Raw genomic sequence first — 13,771 nt, forward strand, 5'->3', positions numbered from 1 at the left:
TTTCGAGGTCAATTTCTTTTTCAAAGAAATACCTAAATCAGTCAATGATGTTTTTTCTGTTTCTTTAACGTTCCGCCAAATCATCTTTGATTTGGACAGATCGCTGCGCCTGCAGAGAAATGAATAATTCAGGAGAGACCCTGTTATGAGCAACACCAATATATCCATTGAAGATGTCCCGATTAATAATTTTCACCAGTTAATGTCGCTGCGCGCGGGTGGCGGTTGGATCCTCGATGGCTACGTACTGAGTATCATCGGCGTGGCGATCGTGCAGTTTTCCCAACATCTGCAACTTGATACCTTCTGGCAGGGCATGGTGGCCGCTTCAGCGATGCTCGGCACTTTCTGCAGTGGTTTTCTCGGCGGATGGTTGACCGATATTGTGGGTCGTCGTCGCCTGTTCTTTGTCGGGCCAATCCTGTTTATCCTGGGTTCGGTCGGCACTTTCTGGGCGGAATCGGCCCTCACGCTGTTTATCCTGCGTTTCCTGGTGGGTGTCGGGGTGGGATTAGAATATCCAGTCGCTGGTTCATTGCTGACCGAATTCCTGCCGCAAAAGCATCGTGGCAAACGTTTGGCCGGTTTGACCATCCTCTGGTTTGCCGGTGCAGCCCTGGCTTATATCGTGGGTAACCTCATTCTCTCGATTGGCGGTGATGCCGCATGGCGTCTGGTACTGGCCAGCCCGGCCGTGCTGGGGGTACTCCTTTTCGTTCTGCGCATCGGCACGCCGGAATCGCCACGCTGGTTAGTCAGCAAAGGTCGCTTCAATGAGGCTGAGCAGATCATCAAGAAAGTCTACGGTCCAGAATTCTCGCTGAAAAATATGCCAGCGGAGTCAGTGGAAGCCAAAGTCACGTTGAAAGATCTGGTGCGCTCTGGCTATGGCAAACGTATGTTGTTTGTCTCGGTGTTCTGGAGTGCAGCGGTCGTACCGATGTTTGCGGTGTATTCGTTCGCACCCGTAGTACTGAAAGCCCTGAATCTGGATGGCGAATGGGCCTCACTGGGTTCGATAGCCATCACCTTGCTGTTTGTGGTGGGCTGTGTTGTGGCAACCCGTTTGATTGATAGCATGGGCCGCCGCCGTCTGATCATCCACAGCTTTTTATGGTCAAGCCTGGCGCTGTTGGCATTGGGGATGTTCTCCCACGGTTCTGAAATGCTGGTACTGGTGATGTTTGGTGCTTACGCGGTATTTATCGGCGGAGCACAGGTGCTGGAGTTAGTGTATCCAAATGAGCTGTTCCCAACGGAAGTGCGTGCCTTCGCTGTCGGTATGGGTTCATCCATGTCACGTATCGGTTCTGCCGCGGGAACCTGGCTGGTACCGATTTCCCTGCAAAATCTGGGCATCGAATACACCATGTATGCTGCCGCGATTGTTTCCTTTATTGGCCTGCTGGTCTCGGTTTGGCTGGCACCGGAGACGCGTAATATGACGCTGAGTCAGGCGGCTTCGCTGGCGCGGTAGTAGAAAGACGACATTTCCAGAATGACAAAAACCCGCTCGAGGGAACCTGAGCGGGCTTTTTTCATTTTACATCTCTGACCAAGAGGGCTTTGCTAAGAGCACATTAACAACTCCTCGTGATGGAGTGGAGGTTATTATCTCTGAGGGTTAGTCCATGCTTAGTCTCTCTCTTAGTTCCTTCACGAGAGACTCGTCATCTAACTCGGCACTGATTTCATGACGAATAGCATGGCCGAACTGTTCAGCTCGTTCACAACCCTCATGATACCCGTGTGACAGCCAGTTCCAGCTTCCAATGACGATGTGACGGCCATCGATCATCATGACCTTTTCATGGGTGCCTTCAGTCAGTCGGATAACATTGTCTTTCCCAAGCTGTCCACGGTACTGCGCAATCAGATCTTCATCATTATCATCGATACGATCCCATCGCTGATGATAATAGCCATAGTAGATTTTCACTTTGACGCCGCGTTGCTGAGTTGCGACAAGCAGTGCCAGTTCCGGTCTCTGAGAGCGATGCCCCCCTTGCCTTATCCACGGGGTGATAATAACAAGCTCCTGCTCACTCTGCGCCGCCAGTGCGCTAAAGGCAGCAATATGTTCACAGTCACGATAATAACGGCGTAAGCGGGGTGTCTGGCTCAGGTTAGCAAACTGCGGGTGCTGGCTTCCTTGTTCAAGGAGAAAATCCTCCGCCACGCTGTCTGCAAGCACTTTCAGATATCCTCCTGCTGTTCGCAACCGGTGATGATTGCCAACCACGATGAATTGCTGCTTCGCACGTGAAACAACAACATTCAGCATATTGGGTGACGCATTCTGGAAATTTGGATTATCAAGAGGATGGAAAATAACCGGACTGTAAATAATCACTTCGAAACCGACCCCCTGGAATTGGTGTACTGTACCAATGCAGTTTTTCTGTCGGTGGTTCATACGTTGAGCAAGGCGCTGAATAAGTAATGACTTCTGATTACTATAGGGCGTGACAATGCCCACATCGGAGGTGAGATCATAGCCTGCTTCCTCCAGTTTGTTCACCAATTGCTCAATAGCATCGACCTCATCCAAATTGGTATTCACATTGTCACCTTTCTGGCCCTCGACGCTGTAAAACATCAAATGGTGCCCGCCTGACTTCTCAAAAGCATTGGTAATGCGTTCAGAAGGCGAGGAGGTTTCCACACTCACGCCACGGTAACCCGCCAGCCGGATAAACAGATCAGCGATGGGTTTCTGGCATCGACGATGTTCATCCAGAACAATACCGTTGCCTGTAGCATCAACCCGGCCAGAAAGTGTCCCTGCGGCACGATGCCACGCGGTAACTGTCGCAGGAGATACCCGTTCATACAGCGTATTATTTTCGTCAAAATGGCTCATGCGGAGTTGCATGATCAAGTTTTCTGATAGGCTACGGATGGGTTCAATTTGCAAAGGATCGCCGACAATCATGGCTTTCTCGCTGCGACTGAGCAAAGGAACCACAGACTCAAGCGAAATCATTCCTGCCTCATCGCACAGTATAAGATTCCACGGTTTATGACCCTTGAGCTCACTCAGTTTACGGTAGCCCGCCGCTTTCCATGCAGAAACTAAAGTGGTCGCCATTACGGGGTATACCAAGGATAGAGCACGGTAAAATACATCGAGTTTATCCAGCCAGCGGTGATATCCCGCACTGCGTTGGTTACTTAATAGACTTCGCCAATGGGTGAGAACTTCTTCCAGTTCATTTTTTCGCTTCAATTGTTCCTGCCATATAAAACAAATGGCAGCCTCAAACATCTCTCGATGTTGTTTGATGAAGCGTTTACGTAAAATGCCACACCAATTATTTTCCGGGTAACGCTGTCGGTATAGTGCCATGGTCTGTTGTGCATGGGTGACCTGAAGACACTGCTGTTGGATCTTGGCCACTTCAGCGCGAAGCTTTATTATCTCTTCTATTTGCTGCAAATCGGGTTCGCCATCCAGGAGCTGTGCCAGTAACGCTAAATTGGCAGTTTGGTGCGCAAGAGTTTCCCCGGCATCTGCCAGGGCTGCCAGCTGGCGATGAGAAAGCGAGGAGAGACCGAAATATTGAAAATCTCCAGGTGCAGCGTGGTTCATTTGCTGTAAGCGAGCTGGATATTTTCCCTCAAAAAGGCGCGCCAGATGACGTTTCAATCCATTTCGGGGATAGTCACGATAGTGTATTTCAAGTGCTACGCGAAGAGGTGAGTCAATCCATCTCAGTATTTGTTCCAGACTATTTTTTTGCGGCCATGTTGCCAGCAATGTCTGGGACATTTTAGTGGCCAGCTGATGCCGTGCTTTTATCTCTTCAAGCTCTTGGAGCCTTTGCTGCAAAGCATTATCTAGTGCATTGAGATCGTCAGGAAGTAGTACACAGACATGAATATCCAGGCGCTGGGCGTGAGCAGATACATCTTTTATTCTGGCCATTAAAAGATGCGACAGCTCTTCCGCATCACTTGTATTGAAGCCGCAATCAATGATGGATTGACTTGCATTAGTTTTCTCAAGCACATAGGCCCGGTAGCAAGAATCCAATTCAGCGCGATGTGTTAATAGTATAGATAGGGATGCATGCTGGCTTTGTGGATCATAGCTTTCATGCCGCCAGCGATTGAGAAGGCGTTCTAATCGGGCAAGTTCAAGCTGTATTTGTTGGTTTGAACCGCTATGAAACCACAGCCAATCCAGATCCTTAGTGACAGGATCAACGCGTAAGTCATCAATGATATTTTCAACAGCTTTTATAGCTGTCGAGGTGACCAGCATGCCGTAATTCATGTCTCTACCATCAGCGATGGCCAGAGCCCTGTCCACCAACTGTTGCGCAATGAGAGATTTAAACAGTGTCGTTTTACCCGTACCAGGTGCTCCTTGCACGGCAATCAGGCGCTCATCCTGATTTATGGCCTGTATCGCCATCATTTGCCCATGACCCAACGGATACTGCGTTTCAAACAATCCTCCAGTCACCACCTCCTTTATATCTAATGGATTTTCTTCATGGTGAATGTGATTGACGTACTGCTCAAGTAGAGGGAACTCCCCCACGGCGTTATCGCAAAGCCAGGCAAAATCTTCGCCATCCCGTTTAAGGTTATAATCTTCGTTGTGCAATGGAGCGATTAATGCGTTGAAGGCTGTTTCAAGTGACGGATGCCTGTGGTTGGTTCGCTGAATAACCCATTTCTGAAGTGCTTCGAATGCTTCAAGAAAGGTGCTGAATTTGCATTCGGTAAGTGAGCTGATAATGCTCATCATGTGGCGGTTTTCGCCTAATTCATCCAATTCAATGCCGAATATTTCGCGAAAAACGAATGGGAAAGCGCTAACCTGCTGGCCATCCTTTACAGGAATTAACAATGAGTTGTTGTCTTGTTCAAAGAAAGATTTAGGCAGGGGGAATGAGAACAGGGGCAGATACTTTGTAATAAACCTTTCTCGTTCTTTTTCAACAAAGCGCAATATCGGAAAGAGTAAATTAACGGGTTCAATGTCGGTAATCTCTCCCTTTTCTCCATACTTCACGAAGCGTTTACGCCAGTTCTCACGCATCTCTGAGGTAACATGAAGCAAAACACCGTTTGGCGTGTCCTCACAGATATTTATACCGAGCATCAACTGATGATCTTCATGCACCTGGCTAGCTGGTATTTTGCTTTTTTCTGCGCCGCTGAATTTTAAATAGTCTTGCCATGCCGAGAGAATAGCTTTCGAAGAGTTTTTCATTGATTTTGCCGCACCGTATCGGTCCATGATTGCAGGAATTGACAGGTGCAGGATAGCATACCCTTGAATTTCAGAGTTAAAAGTGGATCGCGAATGTATTGTTAGCAGTATGTTGCGACAGAAAGCTGGTGATAGAAAAAACAAAAAGCCCGCTCAGGTTTCCCTGAGCGGGCTTCTCTAAATATGGCTCCTCTGACTGGACTCGAACCAGTGACATACGGATTAACAGTCCGCCGTTCTACCGACTGAACTACAGAGGAATCGTGTGAACGAGGCGCATATTAGCGATGCCGATCCCCAATGTCAAAGCCCGATCGCACACTTCTGGTTTAAGTGCGCGTAAAAGCAGCGGAATGCTGTTTTTCTGCCTTAAACGTTCAGATTTCAAACTGCCAGCAAGATCTCACTTTAAGCGCATTTCCTTTGAGATGTTAGATGCATGTCAAAGTTTTGTTATTTGCCGATTTTAAAACAATCATTTCAGTGCTTTTATGATGAAAATTTCAAATGCTGATCAGATGAAACAAATGAACTGCTTATCATCACGGGTGAAATCAGTTTTGGCGTCTGAAACAGCATTTCGAAAATAACCTTTTGATAAGTAGATAGTTGCAGGAAAGAGCAGTACCGAAACGATAGCGTTAGATCAGAAGCCTTACCTCTACAACCAGATAAATAACGCCAGTGCCGTTGAGTGAATGTAAAAAATATTTTTCATTCGTCGTATCAGCCCAACTGAGCATGTTAACGAATAAGAAGGGTTACCTATGAAATTCAAAAAAGCGTTAGTGACTTCCCTGTTAGCTTGCATGTTACCTGCCGCTGTTATGGCAAAAGACCTTCAGGTGGGCGTCTCTATGGCGCTGTTTGACGATAACTTCCTGACCATTCTGCGTACCGCGATGCAGAAAGAGATGACCAAAGATGGCGTTAAGGGTCAGGTCGAAGATGCGAAAGGCGACGTCTCCCAACAGCTGCAACAAATTCAGAACTTCATCGGTCAGGGCGTTGACGCCATTATCGTTAACCCAGTGGATACCAATGCCGTCAAACCTTTGATGGATGCGGCCTCTAAAGCGGGTGTGCCGCTGATCTTTGTTAACCGCAAACCGGCAGGTGAATTGACCGACAAAATGGCTTACGTCGGTTCTGACTCCGAATTAGCGGGCCGTCTGCAAATGGAAGCGCTGGCAAAAGCGATGAACGGTAAAGGCAACGTCGCCATTTTGATGGGCGATCTGGCTAACGAATCCACCCGTGACCGCACCAAAGGTGTTGAAGCGGTGGTGGCTAAATATCCTGGCATCAAAGTGGTGCAGAAACAGACCGCGAAATTCACCCGTAATGACGCGGTGGACGTAGTGAGTAACTGGATGACCGCAGGCGATGACATTCAGGCGATTGCTTCTAACAACGATGAAATGGCGATCGGTGCGCTGCAGGCGCTGGGCAAAAACCCGAACCACATCCTGATTGCGGGCGTGGATGGTACACCGGATGCGTTGCAGATGCTGAAGAACGGCAAGATGGTCGCCACTGTATTCCAGGATGCTAAAGGTCAGGGTGAAGGCGCCGTACAGACTGCCGTGAAACTGGCGAAAGGCGAGAAAGTGGAGAAGGTGATTAACATCCCTTACCAGCTGATCACCAAAGACAACATGGCGCAGTTCGAATCTCGTAACCAGAAATAATCGTTCCCGACTCAGCCGTACGGAGGTGATGTATGACCGCTTTTGCGCTTGAAGCCGAAGGCATCAGCAAGTTCTTCCCCGGAGTGAAGGCACTCGACAATGTCTCACTACGCATTAAACCGGGGTCGGTACATGCCCTGATGGGTGAAAATGGCGCGGGCAAATCCACTTTAATGAAATGCCTTATCGGGATGTATCGTCCCGATAAGGGCACCATTCGCATTAAAGGGGAGCCGGTGCAGTTTCAGGACACCATGGATGCGCTGCGTTCTGGCATCTCCATGATCCACCAGGAACTGAATCTGGTGCCTTACATGACTGTGGCTGAGAACATCTGGCTCGGTCGCGAACCGATGAAGTACGGCTTTGTTGACCACGCGTTGCTGAACAAGCAAACGCAGGAATTACTCAACAAACTCAATATCCGTTTAAAAGCCGATCGTATAGTTGGCGAGCTGAGTATCGCTGCTCAGCAGATGGTGGAAATTGCCAAAGCGGTGTCGTGGAACTCCGACATTGTGATTATGGACGAACCGACCTCGGCACTGACGGAAACCGAAGTGGCGCATCTGTTCACCATCATCCGCGACCTGCGTGCGCAGGGTAAAGCCATCATCTATATCAGTCACAAGATGGATGAGATTTTCACCATCACCGATGAGATCAGCATTTTCCGTGACGGCACATGGGTAGGCAGCAACAGCACTTCTGAATTTACCCGTCAGTCATTAATTACCCAGATGGTGGGGCGTGAACTGACGCAGCTGTTCCCGAAATTCAATGGTGAAATCGGTGAAGAAGTGCTGACGGTGCGCAACCTTACCTGTAAAGACCGTTTCACCGATATCAACTTCACGGTACGTAAGGGTGAAATCCTCGGTGTTGCCGGTCTGGTGGGGGCGGGACGCAGTGAAGTGATGGAAAGTTTGTTCGGGATGGAAAGCTTCGACAGCGGTGAAGTGCTGATCGATGGCGTGCCGGTCAAAATCGATTCGCCTTCCACGGCGATTGAGAAGGGCATGGCGTTCCTGACCGAAGACCGTAAAAAGTCCGGCTTATTCCTGGTGTTGTCGGTGATGGAGAACATGAGCATCGTCAACATGCCGGATTATGTCAGTAAAGCCGGTTTCGTTAGCCACATGAAGATGGCACAGGACTGCATGGAGCAGATCCGCAAGCTCAATATTAAAACGCCGACCATGGATCAAATCATCAACAACCTCAGTGGCGGTAACCAGCAGAAGGTGCTGATTGCGCGCTGGCTGCTGGCACAACCGAAGATTCTGATCCTCGATGAACCGACGCGCGGTATTGACGTCGGGGCAAAAGCCGAGATTTACCGCTTAATCAGCGAACTGGCAAACCGTGGCGTGGCCATCATTATGGTCTCGTCGGAGTTGCCGGAAATTCTGGGCATGAGCGACCGCGTGATGGTTATGCACGGCGGACGTATAACTGGCATCCTCGATAAAGAAGAGGCCAATCAGGAAACCATTTTGTCGTTGGCATCCGAGTGAGGCGCGAGACATCTATGAGTAACGTAAAAATTACGGCCCCGCAGGCCGCGGAATCGACATCCTTCTTTGGCAACCTGCGCCATAAGTTGCCGAAAGATACCGGCATCTTTGTGGTGATGTTGGGTATTGCCTTAATCTTTGAGATTGCAGGCTGGTACGTTCGTGACCAATCTTTCCTGCTCAACACCAACCGTCTGGTATTGATTGTTTTACAGGTGGCGATCATCGGCATCATTGCGGTGGGCGTGACGCAGGTCATCATCACCACGGGGATTGACCTGTCGTCTGGTTCGGTGATTGCACTGACGGCGGTAGTGGCGGCCAGTCTGGCACAAACCTCTGACAGCCTGACACCGATGTATCCGTCACTGGTTAACCTGCCTGCCGTCATTCCGATTGTGGCCGGTATTGGTGTAGGTTTGCTGTGCGGGGTCATGAACGGTTTCCTGATTACCAAAACCGGTATCCCGCCATTTATCGCCACACTGGGCATGATGGTATCGGCGCGTGGTCTGGCGCAGTATTACACGCAAGGTAACCCGATCAGCTTCCTGTCAGATGGTTTTACCTCCATCGGCCAGGGCGCGATGCCGGTGATCATCTTCCTGGTGGTGGCCTTCCTGTTTCACATCGCCCTGAAACATACCCGTTACGGTAAATATGTTTACGCGATTGGCGGCAACATGACTTCGGCCAAAGTGTCAGGGATCAACGTTAATAAATACCTGATCATCGTCTATACCATCGCGGGTGCGCTCTCTGGCCTGGCGGGTGTGGTGCTGGCGGCACGCGTCAGTAGCGGTCAGTCAAGCATGGGTATGGCGTACGAGCTGGATGCGATTGCCGCAGCCGTTATCGGCGGTAGCAGCCTGATGGGCGGCGTGGGTCGCATCACCGGGACGCTGATTGGTGCGGTGATTCTGGGTCTGATTAAGAGCGGATTCACCTTCGTGGGTGTGGATGCTTACGTGCAGGACATCATTAAAGGCATCATCATTGTCGCCGCAGTGTCCATAGATATGCATAGAAACCGTAAAAAGAGATAGTACTTCCTGATTGCAGGGCGCACTGTGTGCGCCCTCAAGGACATTTTGCTCCGTTGTTCACAATAAGTTTTCCCACTGGTTGATCCTGCTCCTTTCCCCGCGTTTGCTTTCGTTCTGACCGTTTTTGGTCATTTTCTGTGAGTTATGCACCACTGCGACGCTTTCGGTCATCACTTTTTTGCACATCTGCCACGCAAGTTGCGCACCATGGTGGTGCATTTCGATTTATTTTTAATCACTCTGTGTCATGTGCTCAGCTTATTAACTCTTAAGAGGTAATCAGAAAGGCTTATTTTCCGTGCCGTTAGGAATATTCTGGCACTGCTTTTTCACGCTTCGAATAAACCTGGCCTGCATATTGCAACTTCATGAACACAAGCCAGCAGGCTGAGACACCCAAACGGGTTATTCGGGGATTGACGGAGGCAATATGAATTTAAGACGACTGAAGTACTTTGTAAAAATCGTCGATATCGGCAGCCTGACTCAGGCAGCAGAAGTGCTGCACATCGCGCAGCCTGCGCTTAGCCAGCAAGTTGCGACGCTGGAAAACGAACTCGATCAGCAGTTACTGATTCGCACCAAACGTGGCGTAACACCAACCGAGGCGGGCAAAATTCTTTATGCTCATGCTCGTACTATTCTGCGCCAGTGTGAACAGGCGCAAACGGCTGTCATCAACGCGGGCCAGGCGTTAAATGGTCAGGTATCAATTGGTCTGGCACCGGGCACCGCCGCTTCTTCGTTGACGATGCCGCTGCTGCAAACAGTGCGGGAACAATTCCCGGATGTACTGGTGTATCTGCATGAGAATAGCGGCACCTCTTTAAATGAAAAAGTGATGAACGGTCAGTTGGATATGGCGGTGCTGTATGACCGTGCGCCGACAGCCGGCATTAACAGCATTCCATTGATGAAAGAAGAGTTGTATCTGGTCGGTGCGACCGCATGCCCGGGCGCTACCGTTGATCTCGCCGACGTGGCGCAGATGAATTTGTTCCTGCCGCGTGACTACAGCGCGGTGCGCAAACGTGTTGATGAAGCATTCTCGCTGCGTCGTCTGAGCGCAAAAATCATCGGTGAAATCGAGTCAATCTCAACCCTGACTGCCGCAGTTTCCAGCGGCATGGGTGTGACCGTTCTGCCGGAATCAGCGGCTCGCGCCCTGGTGAGTTCAACTCACGCGTGGATGGCACGTATTAACAGCCCATCGCTGAATCTGCCGCTCTCGCTGAATATCTCTGCGCGCTTGCCACTGTCACCTTCCGCGCAGGCAGTGAAAAACATCCTGCTGTCACTGCTGAATAAGCCGATGACGGAAGAGCGCGAGTTGATGCTGGTCGGTTAATCCCTTCTTCTTTACCCCAGCTATTTACGGCTGGGGTAACCCCTTCACGCTTTAACATCCGCAAACGCGTCGAGATAAATCACCCTCTTTATTACTATTCCGCATAACACACCGTTTTTTATTATTTCCTGCAATGACACCAACTTCATAACATGGACGAAACAGGGCAGGGAACAGGAGAAAAGGGTGTGAATTTCCAGCAACTTAAAATTATACGTGAAGCTGCACGTTGCGAATTCAACCTGACAGAAGTGGCGAACACGCTGTTTACCTCACAATCCGGGGTTAGCCGCCATATTCGTGATTTGGAAGATGAACTCGGCGTCGAGATCTTCATTCGTCGCGGCAAGCGATTGCTGGGCATGACGGAACCGGGCAAGGCGCTGTTAACCATTGCTGAACGCATTCTTGATGAAGCAGGCAAAGTGCGTCGCCTGGCGGATGTGTTTACCAATGAAACCAGCGGCGTGCTAACGATTGCTACCACGCATACGCAGGCCCGCTATAGTCTGCCGCGTGTGATCAAAGCATTCCGACAGCTCTATCCTAATGTTCGACTTGAACTCAATCAGGGTTCACCGCAGGAAATTGTGGCCATGCTGTTGGCGGGTGAAGCTGATATTGGTATTGCCTCCGAGCAACTGGTGAACAGCAGCAGCCTTGCGGCTTTCCCGTGGTTTAGCTGGCACCACTCGTTATTGGTGCCGCACGACCACGAACTGTTACAGCATCAGCCGATCACGCTGGCTAGCCTGAGTCGCCATCCCTTGATTACCTATCGTCAGGGGATCACGGGTCGCTCGCGTGTTGACCGTGCGTTCCAGGCGGCGGGTATCAAGCCGGATATCGTGCTCAGCGCGCAGGACTCCGACGTGGTGAAAACCTATGTTGAGTTGGGACTCGGCGTTGGCATCCTGGCTGATCAGGCGTGCGACATTTATGAAGGTGAAGATTTGGTGAAAATCGACACCCATCATCTGTTTGATGCCAACACCGTATGGCTAGGATTGAAGCGCGGCCAGTTGCAACGCAATTACGTCTGGCAGTTTCTGGAACTGTGTAACGCCAATTTGTCGCTGGAAGAGATTAAGCGTCAGGCGCTTTCCTATGAAACGGAATCTGAACCCGCTATCGATTTCCAGATTTGATGCAGTGGTCGTCATAAATGGCGACCACACATTTCCTACAGGGCGCGCATTCCTGCGCGCCTGGCCTCAAACCGCAGCGTAATCAATGACGCATTCATGCGCACCTGGCAACAAACCTCACCGTAATCAATGACGCATTTATGCACAGCATAAAATTTCTTTTGGCGCGCTAAAACACATCCTGGCCCGGTTTCCACCCCTTAGAAAAACATCCTGCGCTGCTGCGCCACGTTACAGTGAAATGAACAGGATAAAGGGGATGAAAATGTCGCGGATTCAACTAAAAGATGCAGAACTGTTACGCCAGCAGGCGTTGTTTGGCGGGCGCTGGCAGGACGCGCACGCCGGGGCCACGCTGCCGGTGATCGATCCCTCCACTCAGCAACAGATTGCCACTATTCCGGCACTGGGTGCAGCCGAAACCGAGCAGGCGATAGATTATGCTGAGTCGGTGCGTGTCAGCTGGGGCAAAACCCCGAACGCGTCACGCGCGGCACTGCTGGATAAATGGCATCAGCTGATTCTCGACAATGCTGACGATTTGGCGATTATCATGACCGCCGAGCAGGGCAAACCGCTGGCAGAGGCCAAAGGTGAGGTGTTGTACGGTGCCAGCTTTGTTAAATGGTTCGCTGAAGAGGCACGCCGCATCTATGGCGATACCATTCCGGCGCCCAGTGAAGACCGCCGCATTCTGGTTCTGAAACAACCCGTTGGCGTGGCCGCAGCGATTACGCCGTGGAATTTCCCGATTGCGATGATTACCCGCAAAGTGGCACCTGCGCTGGCCGCCGGTTGCCCGATCATCGTGAAACCTTCTGAGTTGACGCCGCTGTCGGCTCTGGCACTGGCGGTGCTGGCAGAGCGGGCAGGTTTTCCCTCTGGCGTACTTCAGGTGCTCACCGGATTACCCACCGAGATCGGCAGCACGCTGACTGCCAGCCGCACGGTGCGCAAAATCTCCTTTACCGGATCCACGCGCGTCGGCCAATTGCTGATGCAACAAAGTGCCGACAGCATTAAACGCCTTAGCCTGGAACTGGGCGGTAATGCGCCACTGATTGTGTTTGATGATGCCGATCTCGATGTCACTATCCCTGGCGTCATGGCGAGTAAATTCCGTAATGCCGGTCAGACCTGCGTTTGCGCCAATCGCATTTTGGTGCAACGCGGTATCTATGAGCGTTTCAGCGAGAAACTCCTGGAGGCAGTAGCAACCCTTAAAGTGGGGGATGGCTTTGAACCCAGTAGCACGATTGGGCCACTGATTAACGATCGCGCTGTTGAGAAGGTGAACAGCCATATTGATGATGCGCTTAGCCAGGGAGCGACCTTGCTGCGTGGCGGGATCAGTGCAGCGAATGGCACCTTTGTTGAGCCGACCGTGTTGGGTAATGTCACCAGCAGTATGCGTATTGCGCATGAAGAAACCTTCGGCCCGGTCGCACCGCTTTTTGTTTTCGATACCGAAGAGGAGGCGATACGCATGGCGAATGACACGCCTTATGGATTGGGCGCTTATTTCTTTACGGAGAATATACGTCGAGCCTGGCGCGTGGCGGAATCATTAGAATTTGGCATGGTCGGTTTTAATACCGGTGCGATATCTTTAGATGCGGCACCTTTTGGCGGAATTAAATTATCCGGTTTAGGACGTGAAGGTTCGCGCTATGGAATTGAAGAGTATCTGGAGCAGAAAACGTTTCACATGGGCAGTTTATAAATGCAGCAATGCGTGTTAAATCGTACCGCTCCAAATAGGTAATCGCGTAATTCATTGCGCATAATGACTTT

Annotated in this window: 8 protein-coding genes and 1 tRNA gene; 7 read left to right on the top strand and 2 right to left on the bottom strand. The window is 50.6% G+C overall.

Annotated elements, in window-relative coordinates:
- The first annotated feature begins 145 nt into the window (after positions 1-145).
- Positions 146-1,477, top strand: coding sequence for an MFS transporter (locus FD744_RS09430; RefSeq protein WP_160868083.1), 1,332 nt, complete (start codon positions 146-148; stop codon positions 1,475-1,477).
- Positions 1,478-1,624: 147 nt separating this feature from the next.
- On the opposite strand, the gene FD744_RS09435 is transcribed toward FD744_RS09430, so the two are convergent.
- Positions 1,625-5,227 (bottom strand): AAA domain-containing protein, encoded by a 3,603-nt coding sequence (locus FD744_RS09435; protein ID WP_160868084.1) that lies wholly within the window; start codon positions 5,225-5,227, stop codon positions 1,625-1,627.
- Positions 5,228-5,411: 184 nt separating this feature from the next.
- Positions 5,412-5,487: transfer RNA gene (locus FD744_RS09440), tRNA-Asn, on the bottom strand.
- Positions 5,488-5,994: 507 nt separating this feature from the next.
- Between FD744_RS09440 and FD744_RS09445 the strand changes: the two genes are divergently transcribed.
- The 6 genes from FD744_RS09445 (at position 5,995) to FD744_RS09470 (ending at position 13,700) form a co-directional block, all read left to right on the top strand.
- Positions 5,995-6,918 carry a sugar ABC transporter substrate-binding protein gene (locus tag FD744_RS09445; RefSeq protein ID WP_034824630.1) on the top strand — a complete coding sequence of 308 codons (924 nt, stop codon included), beginning with the start codon at positions 5,995-5,997 and terminating at the stop codon, positions 6,916-6,918.
- Positions 6,919-6,950: 32 nt separating this feature from the next.
- Positions 6,951-8,435, top strand: coding sequence for a sugar ABC transporter ATP-binding protein (locus FD744_RS09450; protein WP_160868085.1), 1,485 nt, complete (start codon positions 6,951-6,953; stop codon positions 8,433-8,435).
- A gap of 14 nt (positions 8,436-8,449) precedes the next feature.
- Entirely contained in the window at positions 8,450-9,481 is a 1,032-nt protein-coding gene (locus FD744_RS09455; RefSeq protein WP_038646197.1) for an ABC transporter permease, read from the top strand.
- Between the two features lie 430 nt (positions 9,482-9,911).
- The gene (nac, locus tag FD744_RS09460; RefSeq protein WP_034824624.1) at positions 9,912-10,829 is read left to right on the top strand and encodes a nitrogen assimilation transcriptional regulator NAC; all 918 of its coding nucleotides are present in this window, start codon (positions 9,912-9,914) and stop codon (positions 10,827-10,829) included.
- Between the two features lie 188 nt (positions 10,830-11,017).
- Positions 11,018-11,977 carry an HTH-type transcriptional regulator Cbl gene (gene cbl / locus FD744_RS09465; protein WP_160868086.1) on the top strand — a complete coding sequence of 320 codons (960 nt, stop codon included), beginning with the start codon at positions 11,018-11,020 and terminating at the stop codon, positions 11,975-11,977.
- Positions 11,978-12,242: 265 nt separating this feature from the next.
- Positions 12,243-13,700, top strand: a complete 1,458-nt coding sequence (locus FD744_RS09470) for an NAD-dependent succinate-semialdehyde dehydrogenase (RefSeq protein WP_160868087.1) — start codon at positions 12,243-12,245, stop codon at positions 13,698-13,700.
- Positions 13,701-13,771: the final 71 nt, after the last annotated feature.

Source organism: Pantoea sp. Taur (genome assembly GCF_009830025.1).
In the GTDB taxonomy this organism is placed as follows: Bacteria; Pseudomonadota; Gammaproteobacteria; order Enterobacterales; family Enterobacteriaceae; genus Pantoea; species Pantoea communis.

What these genes read in the sequence shown, in the direction of transcription:
- FD744_RS09430 (WP_160868083.1), top strand. Translation starts at nt 146, where the DNA reads ATGAGCAACACCAATATATCCATTGAAGATGTCCCGATTAATAATTTT.
- FD744_RS09435 (WP_160868084.1), bottom strand. Translation starts at nt 5,227, where the DNA reads ATGAAAAACTCTTCGAAAGCTATTCTCTCGGCATGGCAAGACTATTTA.
- FD744_RS09445 (WP_034824630.1), top strand. Translation starts at nt 5,995, where the DNA reads ATGAAATTCAAAAAAGCGTTAGTGACTTCCCTGTTAGCTTGCATGTTA.
- FD744_RS09450 (WP_160868085.1), top strand. Translation starts at nt 6,951, where the DNA reads ATGACCGCTTTTGCGCTTGAAGCCGAAGGCATCAGCAAGTTCTTCCCC.
- FD744_RS09455 (WP_038646197.1), top strand. Translation starts at nt 8,450, where the DNA reads ATGAGTAACGTAAAAATTACGGCCCCGCAGGCCGCGGAATCGACATCC.
- nac (WP_034824624.1), top strand. Translation starts at nt 9,912, where the DNA reads ATGAATTTAAGACGACTGAAGTACTTTGTAAAAATCGTCGATATCGGC.
- FD744_RS09470 (WP_160868087.1), top strand. Translation starts at nt 12,243, where the DNA reads ATGTCGCGGATTCAACTAAAAGATGCAGAACTGTTACGCCAGCAGGCG.